Genomic DNA, 18,365 nt, shown 5'->3' with positions numbered 1-18,365 from the left:
CGACCCGGAGGTGTTCGTGACGACGACGTCCGCAATCCCATACCCCACCCGCACCGAGACCGACTCCCTCGGCTCGGTCGAGATCCCGGCCGACGCGTACTGGGGGGTGCACACGATGCGCGCCCTCGAGAACTTCCCGATCTCGAAACGGCCCATCTCGGTCTATCCCGAGCTCATCGTGGCGTTGGCGTCGGTCAAGCAGGCCGCGGCCAGGGCGAACCGCGACGTCGGCGTGCTGAGCGAGCAGAAGGCCGACTGGATCGACCGCGCGTGCCAGCAGATCATCGACGGCGAGCACCACGAGGAGTTCGTCGTCGGCGTGATCCAGGGCGGCGCCGGCACCTCGACGAACATGAACGCGAACGAGGTCATCGCCAACGTCGCGCTCGTGTCCGCCGGATACGCCAAGGGCCGCTACGACGTGCTGCACCCTATCGACGACGTCAACCGCAGCCAGTCCACCAACGACACGTACCCGACGGCGTTGAAGGTCGCGATGACCCTCTCGCTCACGACCATGCTCGACGAGCTCGAGCTGCTGCGGCGCTCGTTCAGCGAGAAGGGGCGCGAGTTCCACAGCGTGCTGAAGGTCGGGCGGACGCAGTTGCAGGATGCCGTGCCGATGACGCTCGGCCAGGAGTTCCACGGCTTCGCCACGACCCTCGGCGAAGACCTCGAGCGGCTCCGCGAGACCATCAAGCTGCTCGGCGAGGTCAACCTCGGAGCCACGGCCATCGGCACGGGCATCACCGCCGACCCCGGCTACGCGGGGCGGGTCGTGTCGCACCTGAGCGCGATCACCGGTCGCCATCTCGTGACCGCGCCCGACCTCATCGAGGCCACGAGCGACACCGGCGTGTTCATGACGTTCTCGAGCGCGTTGAAGCGCAGCGCCATCAAGCTCTCCAAGATCTGCAACGACCTGCGGCTGCTCTCCTCCGGCCCGCAGGCCGGCTTCGGCGAGATCAACCTGCCGCCGCGGCAGGCGGGCTCGAGCATCATGCCGGGCAAGGTGAACCCGGTCATCCCCGAGGCCGTCAGCCAGGTCGCCTACGCCATCGCCGGCGCCGACCTCACGGTCACGATGGCGGCCGAGAGCGGCCAGCTCCAGCTGAACGCGTTCGAACCGGTCATCGCGCACTCGCTCCTGCAGTCGATCACCTGGATGCGTCAGGCCTGCTGGACCCTTCGCGTGAACTGCGTCGACGGCATCACGGCGAACACCGAGCATCTCGCGCTGATGGCGGCGTCGAGCGTCGGCATGATCACCGCGCTCATCCCGTTCATCGGGTACTCCGAGGCATCCGCGCTGGCGAAGCTCGCGCTCGCGACCGGGCGGCCGGTCGCCGACCTCGTGGTCGAGGCGGGGCTCATGACGCGCGAGGCGGTCGAGGCGCAGCTCGTGCCGTCGAAGCTGTCGGGCATCGGCCCGATCACCCAGGCGATCCCGGTGATCGACCTGCAGGGCGAGCCCTCGGAGTGACGCGGATGCGGCCGCGGTCGCAGCTCAGATGACGCGGCAGTGGGTCGTGAGCGACCCGATGCCCTCGATGCTCACGGTGACGGTGGACCCGTCGCGCAGGAACACCGGCGGCTTGCGCGAGTAGCCCGCGCCGCCGGGGCTGCCGGTCGAGATGAGCGTGCCGGGCGGGATCGTCGCCGACCGCGAGAGCAGCGAGATGATCTCGGCGACGCTGCGCACCATCTCGGCCGTCGAGGCGTCCTGCATGATGCTGCCGTCGAGGTTGGTCGTCAGCCACAGGTTCTGCGGGTCGGGGATCTCGTCGGCGGTGACGACGACGGGGCCGGTCGGCGTGAAGCCGTCGAAGGACTTGCAGCGCGACCACTGCGCCTCGCTGAACTGGATGTCGCGGGCGGTGATGTCGTTGACCACGGTGTAGCCCCACACGTGGTCGAGCGCGTCGCGGGCGTGCACGCCGCGTGCGGGGCGCCCGATGATGACGCCGAGCTCTGCCTCGTAGTCGACCTGCGAGGTCAGGTCTTCGGGCCAGGTCGTCGTCGCGCCGTGGGCGGAGAGCGAGTTGGGCCAGAGGGAGAAGATCGTCATCGCCGTCTCGGAGCGCAGTTTCAGCTCGGAGGCGTGGGCGGCGTAGTTGGCGCCGATCGCGATGACCTGCGCCGGTCGGAGCACCGCGGAGGAGTGGCGCAGTTCGGCGGTCGGATGCCGCGGGGGTGCGACCCCGTTCGCGTCGCCGACGGCCGCCCGCACCCGGGCCAGCCCGTCGTCGCCCTGTTCGATGAGGTCCTGCAGGTCGCGGGGCGGCTGCGGCATCACCTCGTCGAGGAAGATCGCGGACTCGCCCTCCACCACCGCGAGTCGGGGGGTCGTCTGGCCTTCGACTCTGAGGTGCGCAAATCTCACCTGTTCAGACTATCTGCGGGTTCGGGTGGATCGCTGTGCACAACGTACAAGATCGGATGCCGCGAACGACGTGATGTCGAACTTGCGCGCGCCCGTGGAGCGCGGCATCGGCGCGATCCGGCGCCGCAGAGGCGCGGGCTGGCCGCCCGAACATCCGAACTCTGATGCCTGATCGGGTCGGCGAAGAGCGAAAAGTCGGGTGATTCATGGCTTGACTCCATAGACATCGGATGTTTATGCTCGTCATGCCCACGAAAGGACCTCATGAGCACGATCGTCAGCGTTGACACCACGGACATCCGCTTCCCGACCTCCCTGCAGTTGGACGGTTCGGACGCGATGAACCCCGACCCCGACTACTCCGCCGCGTACATCACCATCGGCACGGATTCGGACGACGGACTCGCCGGGCACGCGTTCGTCTTCACGATCGGGCGCGGCAACGACGTCGAGGTCGCCGCACTCGACGCGCTCAGGGGCCACCTGCTCGGGCAGGACGTCGAGGCGCTGCTCGACGACATGGGCGCGGCCTGGCGGCTGCTCGCCCACGACTCCCAGCTCCGCTGGCTCGGCCCGGAGAAGGGCGTCATGCACATGGCGATCGGCGCCGCGCTCGACGCGCTCTGGGACCTCAAGGCCAAGCGCGCCGGCCTTCCGCTCTGGCGCCTGCTCTCGCGCATGTCGCCCGAGCAGATCGTCGACCTCGTCGACTTCCGCTACCTCTCCGACGCGCTCACCCGCGACGAGGCCCTCGAGATCCTGCGTGCCGCCGAACCCGGGCGCATCGAGCGCGAGGCCGAGCTGCTCGCCGTCGGCTACCCGGCCTACACGACGACGCCCGGTTGGCTCGGGTACTCCGACGAGAAGCTCGAGCGGCTCTGCCGCGAAGCGGTCGCCGACGGATTCCCGCAGATCAAGCTCAAGGTCGGTGCCGACGTCGACGACGACCGGCGACGGCTCGCGATCGCGCGTGCCGCGGTCGGGCCCGGGTTCCCGATCGCGATCGACGCCAACCAGCGCTGGGACGTGGCCGACGCGATCGCCTGGGTCAACGCGCTCGCCGAGTACGACGTCGCCTGGATCGAGGAGCCCACGAGCCCCGACGATATCCTCGGGCACGCGGCGATCGCCCGCGGCGTCGCCCCGATCCGCGTCGCGACCGGTGAGCACGTGCAGAACCGCGTCGTCTTCAAGCAGCTGCTCCAGGCCGGCGGCATGCACGTCATGCAGATCGACGCGACCCGCGTCGGCGGCGTCAACGAGAACATCGCCAACCTCCTGCTCGCCGCGAAGTTCGGCATCCCCGTCTGCCCGCACGCCGGGGGAGTGGGCCTCTGCGAAGCGGTGCAGCACCTCTCGATGTTCGACTTCGTCGCCGTCTCGGGCAGCATGGAGGGGCGCATGATCGAATTCGTCGACCACCTCCACGAGCACTTCACGACCCCCGCGGTCGTCGAGCACGGTCGCTACCTCGTGCCCGAGGCGCCCGGCGCCGGCACCGAGATGCACGCGGCGTCGATCGCCGAGTACACCTGGCGCGGCATCCGCGTCGGCGAGGTGCCGGCATGACCGACGCGCCCGAGGCATCCGCGCCGCTCCTCGACCTGCGTGGCGTGAGCAAGGGATTCCCCGGCGTGCAGGCGCTCGACGACGTGAGCCTCGAGCTGCACCACGGCGAGGTGCTCGCGCTCGTCGGCGAGAACGGCGCAGGCAAGTCGACGCTCATGAAGCTGCTCGCCGGCATCCACACGCCCGACGCCGGGACCTTCCGCCTCAACGGCGAGGAGCTCTCGATCGAGGGGCCCAAGCATGCGCAGGAGCTCGGGATCTCGATCATCCACCAGGAGTTCAACCTGATGCCCGACCTCACCGTCGCGCAGAACATCTTCATCGGACGCGAGCAGCGGGCGGCCGGATTCTTCCTCGACGAGCGCAGCCTCAACCGCCGCGCGCGCAAGCTCTTCGAGGGCCTCGGGCTCGCGCTCGACCCGACCGAGCGCATCGAGAACCTCACCGTCGCGAAGCAGCAGATGGCCGAGATCGCGAAGGCGCTCTCGTTCGAGGCGAAGGTGCTCATCATGGACGAGCCGACGGCCGCCCTGAACGACGCCGAGGTCGACGTGCTGTTCGAGCTCATCGGCCGGTTCCGCCGCCCCGACACCGGGGTCATCTACATCTCGCACCGCATGGAGGAGCTCACCCGCATCTCCGACCGCATCACGGTGCTCCGCGACGGCCGCAACGTCGGCACGCGCGTGACCGCCGACACCGACCAGCGCGAGGTCATCTCGCTCATGGTCGGCCGCGAGATCTCGGGCGAGCAGCGCCCGGCGACGCGGGTGATCGACGGCGACCCCGTGCTCTCGGTCGAGCACCTCTCGACCCGGTCGCTGCTGCGCGACGTGAGCTTCGACGTGCGCGCCGGCGAGATCCTCGGCTTCGCCGGCCTCATGGGGGCCGGGCGCACCGAGGTCGCGAGGGCCGTCGTCGGGGCCGACCCCCGGGAGTCGGGCGAGATCCGAGTCCACGGCCGGGCCGTCTCCATCGGCAACCCCGCCGAGGCGTCCAAGCACGGCATCGGCTACCTCTCCGAGGACCGCAAGCACCTCGGCGTGCTGCTCGAGCGCAGCGTGCGCGAGAACATCGTGCTCTCGGCGCTGCGCGACTACACCTCGGCGCTGGGATTCGTGAGCGACGCCCGCATCGAGAAGACCGGCCGCGACTACATCGACAAGCTCCGCATCAAGACGCCCTCGAGCGCGCAGCTCGTGCAGAACCTCTCCGGCGGCAACCAGCAGAAGGTCGTCATCGCGAAGTGGCTCGCGAAGGACTGCGACGTGCTCATCTTCGACGAACCGACCCGCGGCATCGACGTCGGCGCGAAGGAGGAGATCTACACCCTGTTGAAGGGCCTGGCCGAGCAGGGCAAGGCCATCATCATGATCTCCTCCGAACTGCCCGAGGTGCTGCGGCTCTCCGACCGCATCGCCGTGATGGCCGAAGGACGCCTCACGGCGATCCTCGACAACGCGGATGCCACGCAGGAGAACCTCATGGACTACGCAACCCGATTCTCGAGCGAAGGAACCATCGCATGACGAGCCCAACCGTGACGCCGCCGAAGCCGGACCGGGACCCCTCCACGACGGCATTCGCCGCGATCGACCGCGGCGCCCCCCGCTTCGCGCGGCTCCGAGGGTCGCTGCAGCAGCTCCTCGCGTTCGCGAGCCTCATCCTCATCGTCGTGGTGTTCTCGTTCGCGAGCCCGCACTTCTTCACCGCGAACAATCTGGTGTCGATCCTCACGGCGGCGACCGTGACCGGCATCCTCGCCCTCGGCACGACGTTCGTGATCATCACCGGCGGCATCGACCTCTCGATCGGCACCGGCATGGTGCTCTCGGGCGTCATGGCGGGCGTGTTCCTCACCTACCTGGGCTGGCCGCTGTGGGCGGGCGTGCTCGCGACGATCCTGTTCGGCGGACTCATCGGGCTCATCAACGGCATCAACGTCTCGGTCCTCGGCATCCCGCCGTTCATCGCGACGCTCGGCATGATGCTCATCGCCGCCGGACTCTCGCTCGTGATCTCGGGCACGAAGCCGATCTACTTCAACGACACCCCCGAGTTCCAGCAGATCATGAACCTGTCGATCATCCCCGGCATCCGGTTCCCCATGGGCGTCGCGATCTTCATCGTGATGATCGTGATCGCCGCGGTGCTGCTGTCGAAGACGATCCTCGGCCGGTACACCTTCTCGATCGGCTCGAACGAAGCGGCCACCGCGCTCTCCGGCGTCAACGTGCGCCGGTGGAAGATCATCATCTACACGCTCGCCGGGCTGTTCGTCGGCCTCGCCGGCGTGCTGAGCGCCTCGCGACTCTCGTCGGCGCAGCCCACCGGCGGCATGGGGCTCGAGCTCGAGGCGATCGCGGCGGTCGTCATCGGCGGCACGTCCCTCCAGGGCGGCAAGGGCTCCATCATCGGCACCGTCATCGGCGCGCTCATCATGGCCGTGCTCACGAACGGCCTTCGGATCATCTCCGTCCCGCAGGAGTGGCAGTCGGTCGCGGTCGGCATCGTGATCCTCGTCGCCGTCTACCTCGACATGCTCCGCCGCCGGCGAGCCTGAGGCGCGGGCCGCACGCCGCGGGCCGCACGCCGCGGGCCGCACGCCGCACCGACCGGCACCACCCCGCATCATCGACCACTCCGGGCACCCGGAGCCTGCACCACCCGAAACACAGACCGAAACAGACACAAGGGAGTGATCACATGTTCAAGAAGCGCATGGTCGGAGCCGTCGTCGGCGCCGCCATCACCGCACTCGTCCTCGCCGGTTGCGCGAGCGACGGCGGCGACAGCGGATCCGGTTCCGACGGGGGCAGCGGCGACACGCCGTACATCGCCCTCGTCTCGAAGGGGTTCCAGCACCAGTTCTGGCAGGCCGTGAAGTCGGGCGCCGAGCAGGCCGCCGAGGAGTTCGACGTCGAGATCACGTTCGAGGGGCCCGACACCGAGGCCGACGTCGACCAGCAGATCCAGATGCTGCAGACGGCCCTCGACAAGAACCCGGCCGCCATCGGCTTCGCCGCCCTCGACAGCCAGGCCGCCGGCCCGCTGCTGCAGCAGGCGAAGGACTCGAACATCCCGGTGATCGCGTTCGACTCGGGCGTCGACAGCGACATCCCGCTCACGACCGCCGCGACCGACAACCTCGCCGCGGCCGCCGAGGCCGCCAAGCACATGGCCGACGCCGTCGGCCACGAGGGCAAGGTCGCGCTCGTCGTGCACGACCAGACCTCGGTCACCGGTCAGGAGCGCCGCGACGGGTTCGTGCAGTACATGGAGGACAACGAGCCGAACATCGAGATCGTCGACATCCAGTACGGCGGCGGCGACCAGGCGAAGTCGGCCGACCTCGCGAAGGCGATCATCGCCGCCAACCCCGACCTCAAGGGCATCTACGGCTCGAACGAGGGTTCGGCGATCGGCGTCGTGCAGGCCGTGAAGGAGCTCGGCATCGACCCGGCGTCGCTCGCCGTCGTGGGCTTCGACTCGGGCAAGGCGCAGATGGACGCGATCCGCGACGGGCTCATGCTCGGCGCGATCACGCAGAACCCGGTCGGCATCGGCTACGAGACCGTGAAGGCGGCCGTCGAAGCCATCGACGGCAAGGACCTGCCCGAGACGATCGACACCGGCTACTACTGGTACGACGGGGCGAACATCGACGACGAGGAGATCCAGGCCGTGCTCTACGAGTAGGCCGCAGGTGCACGGAGGGGCGTCGACGCGGTCGGCGCCCCTTCGTCGTGCCCCGGCGCGGGAGCGGCGTCGGGCTCAGAGGGCCGAGCGGAGCCAGTGCTCGACGCCACTCACATGCGTCAGGGTGAGCGCGTGCGCGAGGTCGGCGTCGCCGATCGCGATCGCGTCGAGGATGGCATGGTGCTCGTGGAGGGTGCGGTCCACCGCGTTCTCCTCGGTGATGCCGCGCCACACCCGGGCGCGGACCGTGTGGCCCGAGATCGAGTCGATGAGGCTCGCGAGGTACGCGTTGCCGGTCGCCTCGGCGATGCCGCGGTGGAACTCGAGGTCGTGGCTCACGAGCCCCTCGACGTCGGTCGCGTCGTCGACGCCGGTCACGACGGTGCGCAGGCGTTCGAGGATCTCGGGGTCGACGTTGCGCGCTGCGAGCGAGGCCGCGGCCGGCTCGAGGATGCGTCGGACCGCGAAGATCTCGAGCACCGACTGGTCGTCGTGCAGGTCGACGACGAACGACATGGCCTCGAGCAGGAGTCGAGGCTCGAGGCTCGTGACATAGGTGCCGTCGCCGCGGCGCACGTCGAGCACCCGGATGACCTCGAGCGCCTTGACGGCCTCGCGCAGGGAGGAGCGGCTGAGGCCAAGATGTTCGCTGAGTTCCTTCTCGGGCGGGAGGCGGTCGCCCGGCCCGATCTCGCCGGTGAGGATCATGTCCTTGATCTTCAGGATCGCTTCGTCGGTGACGGCCATACCGTGATCGTAGCGCCCGCAGCCGGAGACATCGGATCTTTCAGGCCGCGCGCCAGAGGTGCATCGACGCGTAGCTGCGCCACGGCGCCCATCGCAGCCCGAGCGCGGCGAGTTCGCGCGGTGCGCGGGGGAGCCCGAGGTTCGCGGCGCCGTTGCGGAGCGCGAGATCGCCCGTGAGGAGCACGTCGGGGGCGCCGGTGACGCGCATGGCGACGTAGCCGGCCGTCCACGGGCCGATGCCGGGGATGGCGAGCAGCTGCGCCTCGAGGTCGTGCCGTTCGCGGTCAGCCGACACCGGGAGGTCGCCCCCGGCGATCCTCGCCGCGACCTCGAGGATCGTGCGGATGCGGGCGGCGGGGCCGCGGAGCACCTCGTGGCCGTGCTCGGCGATGGCGGCGGCCGTCGGGAAGAGCACCGTCGGAGACGCCTCCGTCGCGGCGAACACCGCGCGCTCGCCGAGGGCCTCCGCGAGCCGCCCGAGCGCCGTGCGCGCCGCCGCGACCGAGACCTGCTGCCCGATGAGCGCGCGGAAGACGAGCTCGTGCGGGTCGAGGCATCCGGGCACCCGCATTCCCGGCACGGCGGCGACCGAGGCCGCGAGCGCCGGATCGGATGCCAGCGAAGCGTCGATCGCGACGGCGTCGGCGTCGAGGTCGAACAGGCGTCGCACCCGCGCCACGAGGGGCGGCAGGTCGGCGAGGTCGGCGAGGCGGGCCCGCACGAGGATGCTCGGGTCGGCGGCGTCGTCGCCAGGGGTCAGCTCGACGAGCGCCGGCCCGCCGGGGAGCCGCAGCGTCCGCACGAAGACGGGACGCCCGTCGTCGGAGATCGAGGTCGTCTCGACGCCCGCGACGGTGCGTGCGGCGAGCCAGGCGAAGACGCCGTCGGCGTCGAACGGCGCCCGCGCGGGGAGACGCAGGTGCACGGTGCCCGGATCCGCCTCGCCCGGAGCGTCGCCCCGGCCGCCGCCGCGTCTCGGGCCACGGGCAGCAGCGCGCACCTCGAGGGGACTGCGCTCGTAGACCTCGCGGATCGTGTCGTTGAACTGCCGGATGCTGCCGAAACCCGAGGCGAACGCGACATCCGCCACCGGCAGCGTCGTCGACGTGAGCAGCGAGCGGGCCGTCTGCGCCCGATGCGCTCGGGCGAGCGCGAGCGGTCCGGCGCCGAGCTCGGCCGTGAGCACGCGGGTGAGATGCCGCGGGGTGTAGCCGAGACGTGCGGCGAGCCCGGGAACCCCCTCGCGTTCGACGAGCCCGTCGGCGATCAGGCGCATGGCGCGCGCGGCGAGGTCGTCGCGCAGGTTCCACTCGGGGGAGCCGGGCACCGCGTCGGGCAGGCAGCGCTTGCAGGCCCGCAGGCCGGCCTCGTGGGCCGCGGCCGCCGTGAGGTAGAACGTCACGTTCGACGGCTTCGGCGAGACCGCGGGGCAGCTCGGACGGCAGTAGATGCCGGTCGAGTGCACGCCCGTGATGAACTGGCCGTCGAACCGGGCGTCGCGGGCCTGCATCGCGCGGTAGCGCTCGGCGAACGAGGGGTCTGCGGTGCGGGCATCGGGGCGGGCCATGCCTCCACCCTTGCACGCGCCGCCGACCGCGACCAGCGGAAATCGGACACGAGCCGGGACGCATATGCTGGCGGCATGCCGCACGACGTCCTCGCCCAGCTCACCGCCGCCCTCGGCACCGCCGTCACCGCCGATGCCGCCGCGCTCGACGCCACGCGCGAGGACCGCTCGGGCTGGCGCAGCGCCGTCGCGCCCCTCGCGCTCGTGCACGCCGCCTCCGTCGACGACGTGCAGTCGGTGCTGCGCATCGCGCACGCCACCGGTACGCCGGTCGTGCCGCGCGGCGCCGGCACGGGCCTCGCCGGCGGTGCGATCGCGAGCACCGGCGCGATCGTGCTCGACGTCTCGCGCATGGACCGCGTCCTCGAGATCAGCGAGGCCGACGAGCTCGCGGTCGTCGAACCCGGCGTGCTGAACGGCGACCTCAACGACCTGCTCGCCCCGCTCGGCCTGTGGTTCGCACCCGACCCGGCGAGCCGCGCGATCTCGTCGATCGGCGGCAACATCGCCACGAACGCGGGCGGCCTGCTGTGCGCGAAGTACGGCGTGACGCGCGAGTCGGTGCTGGGGCTCCAGGTGGTGCTCGCCGACGGGCGCCTGCTCCGCACCGGCCACCGCACGGTCAAGGGCGTCACGGGCTACGACCTCACGGCCCTCATGACCGGATCCGAGGGCACCCTCGGCGTCATCGTCGAGGCGACCGTGCGGCTTCGGCCCGCCGTCACGGGCGAGGTCGTCACGGTCGCGGCGATGTTCCCCGACGTCGAGACGGCGGCCGCGGCATCCGCTGCCGTCACGGCCGCCCGACTGCGTCCGGCGATGCTCGAGCTCATCGACGCGGCCGGCCTCGCGAGGGTGGCCGGGTTCCTCGGCGCGGCGGCGCTGGCCGGCACCCCGCTCGCGACCCTTGCGCCGGGCGAGACCTTCCTCCTCGCACAGACGGATGCCGCCGGCGCGGCCGCCGAGGCCGAGGCGATCGCGGCGATCTTCGCCGGGGTCGGCGGGCGGGTCTCGACGTCGACGGATGCCGCCTCGGGCGACCGCCTCGTCGCGATCCGCCGCAGCATGCACCCGGCGCTCGCCTCACGGGGGCAGGTGCTCATCGAGGACGTCGCCGTGCCGAGGTCGAGGCTGCCCGAGATGTTCCGGGCCATCGAGCGCATCGGCGCCGAGCACGGCCTCGAGATCCCGACGCTCGCGCACGCCGGCGACGGCAACCTGCACCCGAACTTCGTCTTCGACGGCGAGCCGGGCGAGGTGCCCGAGCACGTGTGGGCCGCCGCCGACGCGATGTTCCGCGAGGCCGTGGCCCTCGGCGGCACCCTCACAGGGGAGCACGGCGTCGGAGTGCTGAAGCGGCGCTGGCTCGCCGACGAGCTCGGCGAGGACTCCTATGCGCTGCAGCGCGGCATCAAGGCCGTGTTCGATCCGACCGGAATCCTGAACCCCGGCGTGATGTTCGGGACCGACGCATGACCGGCCCGGTGCTGAACCCCGGCCCGAGCCCGCACGTGCTCGCGCAGTTCTCCGCACCAGCGCGCCGCCGCTCGGGTGTCGGGCTGTTCGGCCCGATCGGCATCGCGGCGGCCGCGCTGGTCGGGGCGGTCGTGCTCGCGTACCTCGCGTGGGCGCTCGGCACGTCGACCCTCGTCATCGGCAGCCTCCTCGCGCTCGTGCCGCTCACGATCGTGCTGCTCGCGGTGCGCTGGATCGACCGTTGGGAACCCGAGCCCCGCTGGGCGCTCTGGTTCGCGTTCCTGTGGGGCGCCGCGGTGTCGGTGGCCATCGCGCTCATCGTCGACACCGGCGTGCAGCTCGCGATGGCGTTCGCGATCGCCGCGGGCCCCGACGACGCCATGCAGGCCGTGGTGCAGGCGCCGCTCGTCGAGGAGGTGGCGAAGGGCCTCGGCGTGCTGCTGCTCTTCACGTTCTCGCGAAGCCACTTCGACGGCCCGGTCGACGGGCTCGTCTACGCGGCGACGGTCGCGGCGGGCTTCGCGTTCACCGAGAACATCCTCTACTTCGGCTCCTCGCTTCTCGAGGGCGGCGGCGCGGCGCTCGGCGCCACCTTCGTCGTCCGCGGCCTGTTCTCGCCGTTCGCGCATGTGCTCTTCACCGCGTGCACCGGCGTGGCGATCGGCCTCGGCGCCCGCCGCACGCGTGGTCCCGGCATCCTCTGGTGGTTCCTTCTCGGGCTCGTCTGCGCCGTCGCACTGCACGCGCTCTGGAACGGATCGCTCACGTTCGCCTCCGACGCGGTCGTGCTGTACCTCCTCGTGCAGGTGCCGATCTTCGTCGCCGCGATCGTCGTCACCGTGCTGCTCCGGCGCCAGGAGCGAAGCATCACGCGCGCCCGCCTGCTCGAGTACGCGGCGGCCGGATGGTTCAACCCCGACGAGGTCGAGGGGCTCGCGTCGCCCGCCGGCCGCAGCGCCGCGCTCGCGTGGGGTCGTGCGCAGCGGCCGCCCCGCACCGATCAGGTTCGTCGGTTCATCGCGGATGCCACGAGGCTGGCGTTCACCCGCCAGGCCATCGTCACCGGGCGGGCCGATGCCAGACGCCTCGCCGACGAGCGCGAGCTCCTCGACCTGGTGGCGGCCGACCGGCGCGCGATCGCGGGGCCCGGCGCCTGAACGCCGCCGTACCGTGGGCCTGACTGCTCTGCCGTTCCGGGCACCCGCGACGTAGGATTGCGGCATCCAGATTGACGGCGATCGGAGTCGGCATGCCCGTGCCGCAGTACCCGCAGAGTTCGATGCTGCGCGATCGGCTGCTGCACCTGCAGGAAGACGCGATCGCGGCCGGATCCGTCCCGCCCGTGCTGCGGCCCGTCGTCCGCGAGTCGTGGGAGCGCGCGATCCGCGGGGCGATCGATCCCGACCGGGCGCTGCCGCGGGTCGATCTCGATGAAGACGCGTTCCGCGACTACCGTGCCGCGCACGCCCTGGCGCCCGTCATGCCCGTCATCCGCCGACTGCTCGTCGAGGGCGCCGACGAGTCGGGGCTCGTGATCGCGATCGGCGACGCTCACGGCAGGCTGCTCTGGGTCGAGGGCGACGCCGGACTGCGACGCCGGGCTGAGGACATGCTCTTCGTCGCAGGCGCCGACTGGTCGGAGGCGAGCGTGGGCACGAGCGCACCGGGCACGGCGCTCGCGCTCGACCGCGCCGTGCAGATCCGGGGCGCCGAGCACTACAACCGCATCGTGCACCCGTGGAGCTGCACCGCGGCGCCCGTGCACGACCCGGCGACGGGCGAGATGCTGGGGGTCATCGACATCACGGGCACCGACCTCGCGGTCGCGCCGCATGCACTCTCGCTCGTGTCGGCGACGGTCGCTGCCGTCGAGGCCGAGTTGCGCATCGCCCGGCTCGAATCCGCCGTGAAGTCGACCCTCCGTCGCTCCCGCGTGCGCGCGGTCGCACCACCGAAGGCGTTGCCGACACCCCTCACCGTGCTCGGCGAGCGGCGCCCGCGCCTCGGCGCGACCGTGCTCAGCCCCCGGCACGCCGAGATCCTGACCCTGCTCGCGTGGCATCCTCGGGGCCTGGGCGCCGAACGCCTCGCCGCGCTGCTGTCCGAGCGGGACGTCTCGCCCGTGACGGTCCGCGCCGAGCTCGTGCGTCTGCGTCGCGTGCTCGAGTCGGCCGGCGAGCCGGCACTCGAATCGCGCCCCTATCGGCTCGCCCGCGAGGTCGACCTCGACGCGAGTGCGGTCGCGGCACTGCTCGCGCGAGGATCGCTGCGCCGGGCCGCCGAGCGCTACACCGGCCCCGTGCTGCCGGCATCGACCGCCCCCGGCATCGTCGAGATCCGCGAGGAGCTCGCCGGTCGCCTGCGCGAGTCCATGCTGTCGGATGCCGCGCCCGACGTCCTGGCCGCCTACGCCGACCGCGACGAGAACCGCCAGGACGCCGACGTGTGGCGCGCCCTCCTCGGCGTGCTGCCGCCGCGATCCCCGCGGCGGGCTTCCGTCGTGGCGCACCTCGAACGGCTCGAGGCCGCGCAGCGCTGAGGCGCCGGGCATCCGCTCGCCCGAGCCAACGTCTGCCCTGCTCGATGCGTGCGTTGCAACGCACCTGCAACCCTCGGGCAACCGGGTCGCAACGGGCCCGCGCCTACCGTGACTGGCAACCCCCGCACCGTGCGCCTGCCCGGTGCGGGGGAACCAGACACCAGGGCAACCAGACAACGACGTCACGAGGAGACACGATGACCGTGTACGCCGCGCCAGGCACCGCCGGCGCTTTGATCGAGTTCAAGCCGCGCTACGAGCACTTCATCGGCGGCGAGTGGGTGAAGCCCAAGGAGGGCGCCTACTTCGAGAACATCTCGCCCGTGAACGGTCGCCCGTTCACCGAGGTCGCCCGCGGCACGGCGGCCGACATCGACGCGGCGCTGGACGCCGCGCACCGGGCTGCTCCCGCGTGGGGTCGCACGAGCGCAGCGAAGCGCGCCGCCGTGCTCAACGCGATCGCCGACCGCATCGACGCGAACCTCGAGCTGCTCGCGGTCGCCGAGACGTGGGACAACGGCAAGTCGATCCGCGAGCCGCTGAACGCCGACCTGCCGCTCGCGAGCGACCACTTCCGCTACTTCGCGAGCCTGATCCGCGCGCAGGAGGGCAGCTTCTCGCAGCTCGACGAGGACACGGTGGCCTATCACTTCCATGAGCCGCTCGGCGTGGTCGGCCAGATCATCCCGTGGAACTTTCCGCTGCTCATGGCCGTGTGGAAGCTCGCGCCCGCGCTCGCCGCGGGCAACGCCGTCGTGCTGAAGCCCGCCGAGCAGACACCGACGTCGATCCTCGTGCTCATGGAGCTCATCGCCGACATCCTGCCGCCCGGCGTCCTGAACGTCGTGAACGGCTTCGGGGTCGAGGCGGGCAAGCCGCTCGCGTCGTCGAACCGCATCCGCAAGATCGCGTTCACCGGCGAGACCACGACGGGCCGCCTCATCCTGCAATACGCGTCGAACAACATCATCCCGTCGACCGTCGAGCTCGGCGGCAAGAGCCCGAACATCGTGTTCGAGTCCGTCGCCGACAAGCGCGACACGTTCTACGACAAGGCGCTCGAGGGCTTCAGCCTGTTCGCGTTCAACCAGGGCGAGGTCTGCACCTGCCCGAGCCGGTCGCTCATCCAGAAGTCCATCTACGACACGTTCCTCGACGACGCGATCGAGCGCACGAAGCTCGCCAAGCAGGGCAACCCGCTCGACACCGAGACGCAGGTCGGCGCGCAGGCCTCGAACGACCAGCTCGAGAAGATCCTGAGCTACATCGACATCGGCAAGCAGGAGGGTGCGAAGCTGCTGCTCGGCGGCGAACGGGCCGACCTCGGCGGCGACCTGAGCGAGGGCTACTACGTGCAGCCCACGATCTTCGAGGGCCAGAACCGCATGCGGCTCTTCCAGGAGGAGATCTTCGGCCCGGTGGTCGCCGTCACGAGTTTCACCGACTACGCCGACGCCATCGAGATCGCGAACGACACGCTCTACGGGCTCGGCGCGGGCGTCTGGAGCCGCAACGGCAACGAGGCGTACCGGGCCGGCCGCGACATCCAGGCCGGTCGCGTGTGGGTGAACAACTACCACGCGTACCCCGCGGGCGCGGCCTTCGGCGGCTACAAGTCGTCGGGCATCGGCCGCGAGAACAACAAGGCCGCGCTCGATCACTACCAGCAGACCAAGAACCTCCTGGTCAGCTACAACGAGAACCCGCTCGGGTTCTTCTGATCCGGGGGACGACCGAGATGAGCATCGACAGGACGGGCGTGGGGGCGCTCGGCCGGATCGTCGGCTCGATCACGGTCGCGGGGGAGCGGATGCCGCGGGTGGAACTCTCGCCCGCGGCATCCGACCTGCTCGCGATGCTGTGGGGCGAGCACGGGCCGCTCATGTTCCACCAGTCGGGCGGATGCTGCGACGGGAGTTCGCCCATGTGCTACCCGGCCGGCGACTTCATCACGAGCGACGCCGACGTGCTGCTCGGCGAACTCGACCTCGGGCCGGCGGACGCAGGGCGAACGGATGTCTCGGGACACCCCGGCGCCTCCAGTGAGGCGGATGTCGCGGGCTCGCCGCGAATCGTGCCGTTCTGGATGTCGGCCGAGCAGTTCGCCTACTGGCGGCACACCTACCTGACGGTCGACGTGGTGAAGGGTCGGGGGAGCGGTTTCTCAGTCGAGGCGCCGGAGGGGGTGCGGTTCCTCATCAGGTCGCGGCTCATCGAGGAGTGAGCAGTTGCAGGACGCCGCGGAGAGCCGCCCGGACGCAAAGAAACTCGCCGCCCTGCGGTGTGGCAATGCCGACGACTCTGCGGGACGACGAGTTTCTTAGGAGACCAGCGTGCGTCATGTTCGCGGTCAGCGCAAGAGGGCGGTGGACGGTTGTCCGCGACATCCCCGTCGGGTTGGATGGACACCATGACTGACACGAACAGCAAGCCCGAAGTCGACGCGCCCGAGGGCCCCGCCCCCGCAGATCTCGTGATCGAGGACATCGTCGTGGGCGACGGCGCCGAGGCGCAGCCCGGCTCCACGGTCGATGTGCACTACCTCGGCGTCGAGTACGACACCGGCGACGAGTTCGATTCCTCGTGGAGCCGCAACCAGTCCATCAACTTCCCGCTGCAGGCGCTCATCGCCGGCTGGCAGGAGGGCATTCCCGGCATGAAGGTGGGCGGTCGTCGCAAGCTCATCGTGCCCCCGCACAAGGCCTACGGCCCCGCCGGCGGCGGACACCGCCTCTCGGGTCAGACCCTGATCTTCGTGATCGACCTGCTCGGCGTCAGCTGAGCCGGGCGGCACACCCGCGCACGAAGCGAAGGCCGTCGGCGAGAGCCGGCGGCCTTCGTCGTGCTCGACGCATCGACAGGTCGGTCAGGTGCGGCCCGACCCGGGGGCGGCGCGCTGCGGCTCCGCCGTCTCCTGCACCCGATCGACGAGGCGCCGCCACGGCCCGGTGAGCTGACGTTCGGCGAGCGTCGCCTCCTGGACCTCGGCGGCTGGGGGAGCCGGTGCCGCGGCCTGCGTCGCGCCCGCGGCCTGCGTCGCGCCGTCGGGGTGCGTCGCGCCGTCGGTCTGCGGCGCCTCGCACCGGATGTCCCACGTGAAGCGGTCGGGCTCGGCCGGTTCGGGCGGCATCTCGTTCCAGGGGATCTGCTCGATGAGCAGGAACCAGTCGTCGGCGTCGGGTTGCTCGTCGACGCGCACATGCCAGGTCAGGCGGAGGCCGGCGAGGCCGCCGCTTCGGGAGACGAAGACGTCCATGCAGCGAAGGCTACTCCGCCGTCGGCACCCCCACCTGCTGCCAGCCCTCTCGGATCGCGGCGGCCTCGCCGGAACCCGCGCCGAAGCGGTGTTCGGCCTGCCGCACGGTCTCGGCGGCGAACTGCTCGAAGGTCGCGTTCTCGTCGAGGTTTCCGGAGGTGAGCGTGTCGTACCAGACGCGCCCCACGCTCTCCCATGCGAAGCCGTCGATCTGCCGCGCTGCGAGCGCGAACGCCCGGTTCGGGATGCCGGAGTTCAGGTGCACGCCGCCGTTGTCCTGGTCGGTCTCGATGTAGTCGCGCATGTGCGCGGGCTGCGGATCGCGCCCGAGCACGTCGTCGTCGTAGGCGGTGCCGGGCTCGAGCATCGAGCGGAGGGCGCGGCCCTGCACCTCGTCGGTGAAGATGCCCTCGCCGATGAGCCAGCTCGCGGCCGTGGCGTCTTGACCGAGGGCGTACTGCTCGACGAGCGCGCCGAACGCGTCGGAGACGTGCTCGTTGAGCGCCCCCGACTGGCCCTGGTAGCGCAGGCGCGCGGTGTGCTCGGTGACGCCGTGGGCGAGCTCGTGGCCGATGACGCTCAGCGAGTCGGTGAAGCCCCGGAACACCTCGCCGTCGCCGTCGCCGAACACCATGCGCTCGCCGTCCCAGAAGGCGTTGTCGTAGGCCCGACCGAAGTGCACCGTGGCCTCGAGCGGCATGCCGGCGCCGTCGATCGAGTCGCGCCCGAACACGCGGTCGAACAGGCGATGCGTGTCGCCGAGGCCGTCGTAGGCGTCGTCGACGGCCTCGTCGCCGGTGTCTCGTTCGCCCTCGCGGCGCACGAGACGCCCCGGAAGGGTCTCCCGGCCCTGGGCGTCGGAGATGCGCCGGTCGGGCGTCGACGGGGCGTCGGGCAGCGCGCTCGGCTGGTCGGGCTCGTCGGGCAGGATGAGCGGACCCACCCGCGCGGGCGGCTCGCGCAGGAGCGCACGCCGTGCGGCGTCGGCGGCGAGCGGGAACCGCGGGTCGGCGGCCTCGGCGATGCGGTCGAGCAGGTAGGGCGGAACGATCGTCTGCATGCGTCGATGCTGGCACCTGCCGGTGACATCGGGCGGCGCGGCGCGCGGCACGCGGGGGCGAATAGGCTG

The 18,365-nt window shown here is 71.1% G+C and carries 16 protein-coding genes; 11 read left to right on the top strand and 5 right to left on the bottom strand.

All coding sequences use genetic code 11. The features are described 5' to 3' along the window. Positions 1–16: 16 nt before the first annotated feature. Positions 17–1,483 carry an aspartate ammonia-lyase gene (locus GQQ92_RS12695; protein WP_197738246.1) on the top strand — a complete coding sequence of 489 codons (1,467 nt, stop codon included), beginning with the start codon at positions 17–19 and terminating at the stop codon, positions 1,481–1,483. A 24-nt stretch (positions 1,484–1,507) separates the two neighbouring features. Here the strand turns inward: GQQ92_RS12695 and GQQ92_RS12690 are convergent, their stop codons facing one another. After that, positions 1,508–2,383: a fumarylacetoacetate hydrolase family protein gene (locus GQQ92_RS12690; RefSeq protein ID WP_232057676.1), complete on the bottom strand. Its 876-nt coding sequence runs from the start codon at positions 2,381–2,383 to the stop codon at positions 1,508–1,510. Positions 2,384–2,647: 264 nt separating this feature from the next. On the opposite strand from GQQ92_RS12690, the gene GQQ92_RS12685 reads away from it, so the two are divergent. From GQQ92_RS12685 to GQQ92_RS12670, 4 genes are all read left to right on the top strand, one after another. Continuing rightward, entirely contained in the window at positions 2,648–3,952 is a 1,305-nt protein-coding gene (locus tag GQQ92_RS12685) for an enolase C-terminal domain-like protein (RefSeq protein WP_156999665.1), read from the top strand. Next, positions 3,949–5,481: a sugar ABC transporter ATP-binding protein gene (locus GQQ92_RS12680; protein ID WP_156999664.1), complete on the top strand. Its 1,533-nt coding sequence runs from the start codon at positions 3,949–3,951 to the stop codon at positions 5,479–5,481. The genes GQQ92_RS12685 and GQQ92_RS12680 overlap by 4 nt, the downstream gene beginning before the upstream one ends. Next, positions 5,478–6,515, top strand: coding sequence for an ABC transporter permease (locus GQQ92_RS12675; RefSeq protein WP_156999663.1), 1,038 nt, complete (start codon positions 5,478–5,480; stop codon positions 6,513–6,515). The genes GQQ92_RS12680 and GQQ92_RS12675 overlap by 4 nt, the downstream gene beginning before the upstream one ends. Before the next feature lie 143 nt (positions 6,516–6,658). Next, entirely contained in the window at positions 6,659–7,651 is a 993-nt protein-coding gene (locus GQQ92_RS12670; protein WP_156999662.1) for an ABC transporter substrate-binding protein, read from the top strand. Positions 7,652–7,726: 75 nt separating this feature from the next. Here GQQ92_RS12670 and GQQ92_RS12665 read toward each other — a convergent pair whose 3' ends face one another. Further along, complete coding sequence (locus GQQ92_RS12665) at positions 7,727–8,398, bottom strand: FadR/GntR family transcriptional regulator (protein ID WP_156999661.1); 672 nt, start codon at positions 8,396–8,398, stop codon at positions 7,727–7,729. Positions 8,399–8,438: 40 nt separating this feature from the next. Beyond that, entirely contained in the window at positions 8,439–9,965 is a 1,527-nt protein-coding gene (locus GQQ92_RS12660) for an AlkA N-terminal domain-containing protein (protein WP_156999660.1), read from the bottom strand. A 75-nt stretch (positions 9,966–10,040) separates the two neighbouring features. On the opposite strand from GQQ92_RS12660, the gene GQQ92_RS12655 reads away from it, so the two are divergent. The 6 genes from GQQ92_RS12655 to GQQ92_RS12630 all read left to right on the top strand — a co-directional run bounded on the left by GQQ92_RS12655 (position 10,041) and on the right by GQQ92_RS12630 (position 16,762). Continuing rightward, positions 10,041–11,441 carry an FAD-binding oxidoreductase gene (locus GQQ92_RS12655; RefSeq protein WP_156999659.1) on the top strand — a complete coding sequence of 467 codons (1,401 nt, stop codon included), beginning with the start codon at positions 10,041–10,043 and terminating at the stop codon, positions 11,439–11,441. Next, the gene (locus tag GQQ92_RS12650; RefSeq protein WP_156999658.1) at positions 11,438–12,598 is read left to right on the top strand and encodes a PrsW family intramembrane metalloprotease; all 1,161 of its coding nucleotides are present in this window, start codon (positions 11,438–11,440) and stop codon (positions 12,596–12,598) included. The genes GQQ92_RS12655 and GQQ92_RS12650 overlap by 4 nt, the downstream gene beginning before the upstream one ends. A gap of 92 nt (positions 12,599–12,690) precedes the next feature. Continuing rightward, positions 12,691–13,980 carry a GAF domain-containing protein gene (locus GQQ92_RS12645; protein ID WP_156999657.1) on the top strand — a complete coding sequence of 430 codons (1,290 nt, stop codon included), beginning with the start codon at positions 12,691–12,693 and terminating at the stop codon, positions 13,978–13,980. A 197-nt stretch (positions 13,981–14,177) separates the two neighbouring features. Then, entirely contained in the window at positions 14,178–15,701 is a 1,524-nt protein-coding gene (exaC, locus tag GQQ92_RS12640) for an acetaldehyde dehydrogenase ExaC (RefSeq protein ID WP_156999656.1), read from the top strand. A gap of 89 nt (positions 15,702–15,790) precedes the next feature. Next, positions 15,791–16,204 carry a DUF779 domain-containing protein gene (locus GQQ92_RS12635; RefSeq protein ID WP_372493422.1) on the top strand — a complete coding sequence of 138 codons (414 nt, stop codon included), beginning with the start codon at positions 15,791–15,793 and terminating at the stop codon, positions 16,202–16,204. Positions 16,205–16,390: 186 nt separating this feature from the next. After that, positions 16,391–16,762 (top strand): FKBP-type peptidyl-prolyl cis-trans isomerase, encoded by a 372-nt coding sequence (locus GQQ92_RS12630; RefSeq protein WP_156999654.1) that lies wholly within the window; start codon positions 16,391–16,393, stop codon positions 16,760–16,762. Between the two features lie 84 nt (positions 16,763–16,846). Here GQQ92_RS12630 and GQQ92_RS12625 read toward each other — a convergent pair whose 3' ends face one another. Then, positions 16,847–17,236 carry a protealysin inhibitor emfourin gene (locus tag GQQ92_RS12625; protein WP_156999653.1) on the bottom strand — a complete coding sequence of 130 codons (390 nt, stop codon included), beginning with the start codon at positions 17,234–17,236 and terminating at the stop codon, positions 16,847–16,849. A gap of 10 nt (positions 17,237–17,246) precedes the next feature. Next, positions 17,247–18,296: a M4 family metallopeptidase gene (locus GQQ92_RS12620; RefSeq protein ID WP_156999652.1), complete on the bottom strand. Its 1,050-nt coding sequence runs from the start codon at positions 18,294–18,296 to the stop codon at positions 17,247–17,249. Positions 18,297–18,365: the final 69 nt, after the last annotated feature.

It is taken from the genome of Agromyces terreus (genome assembly GCF_009749465.1).
GTDB classification, from domain to species: Bacteria; Actinomycetota; Actinomycetes; order Actinomycetales; family Microbacteriaceae; genus Agromyces; species Agromyces terreus.
Note: the sequence above shows the minus strand (reverse complement) of the source record. Positions and strands in the feature narration are given on the sequence as shown.

Excerpts from the sequence above, each read along its gene's own strand:
- GQQ92_RS12660 (WP_156999660.1), bottom strand. The coding sequence starts at position 9,965 with ATGGCCCGCCCCGATGCCCGCACCGCAGACCCCTCGTTCGCCGAGCGC.
- GQQ92_RS12635 (WP_372493422.1), top strand. The coding sequence starts at position 15,791 with ATGCCGCGGGTGGAACTCTCGCCCGCGGCATCCGACCTGCTCGCGATG.
- GQQ92_RS12655 (WP_156999659.1), top strand. The coding sequence starts at position 10,041 with ATGCCGCACGACGTCCTCGCCCAGCTCACCGCCGCCCTCGGCACCGCC.
- GQQ92_RS12675 (WP_156999663.1), top strand. The coding sequence starts at position 5,478 with ATGACGAGCCCAACCGTGACGCCGCCGAAGCCGGACCGGGACCCCTCC.
- exaC (WP_156999656.1), top strand. The coding sequence starts at position 14,178 with ATGACCGTGTACGCCGCGCCAGGCACCGCCGGCGCTTTGATCGAGTTC.
- GQQ92_RS12645 (WP_156999657.1), top strand. The coding sequence starts at position 12,691 with ATGCCCGTGCCGCAGTACCCGCAGAGTTCGATGCTGCGCGATCGGCTG.
- GQQ92_RS12650 (WP_156999658.1), top strand. The coding sequence starts at position 11,438 with ATGACCGGCCCGGTGCTGAACCCCGGCCCGAGCCCGCACGTGCTCGCG.
- GQQ92_RS12620 (WP_156999652.1), bottom strand. The coding sequence starts at position 18,296 with ATGCAGACGATCGTTCCGCCCTACCTGCTCGACCGCATCGCCGAGGCC.
- GQQ92_RS12665 (WP_156999661.1), bottom strand. The coding sequence starts at position 8,398 with ATGGCCGTCACCGACGAAGCGATCCTGAAGATCAAGGACATGATCCTC.
- GQQ92_RS12680 (WP_156999664.1), top strand. The coding sequence starts at position 3,949 with ATGACCGACGCGCCCGAGGCATCCGCGCCGCTCCTCGACCTGCGTGGC.
- GQQ92_RS12685 (WP_156999665.1), top strand. The coding sequence starts at position 2,648 with ATGAGCACGATCGTCAGCGTTGACACCACGGACATCCGCTTCCCGACC.
- GQQ92_RS12625 (WP_156999653.1), bottom strand. The coding sequence starts at position 17,236 with ATGGACGTCTTCGTCTCCCGAAGCGGCGGCCTCGCCGGCCTCCGCCTG.
- GQQ92_RS12630 (WP_156999654.1), top strand. The coding sequence starts at position 16,391 with ATGACTGACACGAACAGCAAGCCCGAAGTCGACGCGCCCGAGGGCCCC.
- GQQ92_RS12670 (WP_156999662.1), top strand. The coding sequence starts at position 6,659 with ATGTTCAAGAAGCGCATGGTCGGAGCCGTCGTCGGCGCCGCCATCACC.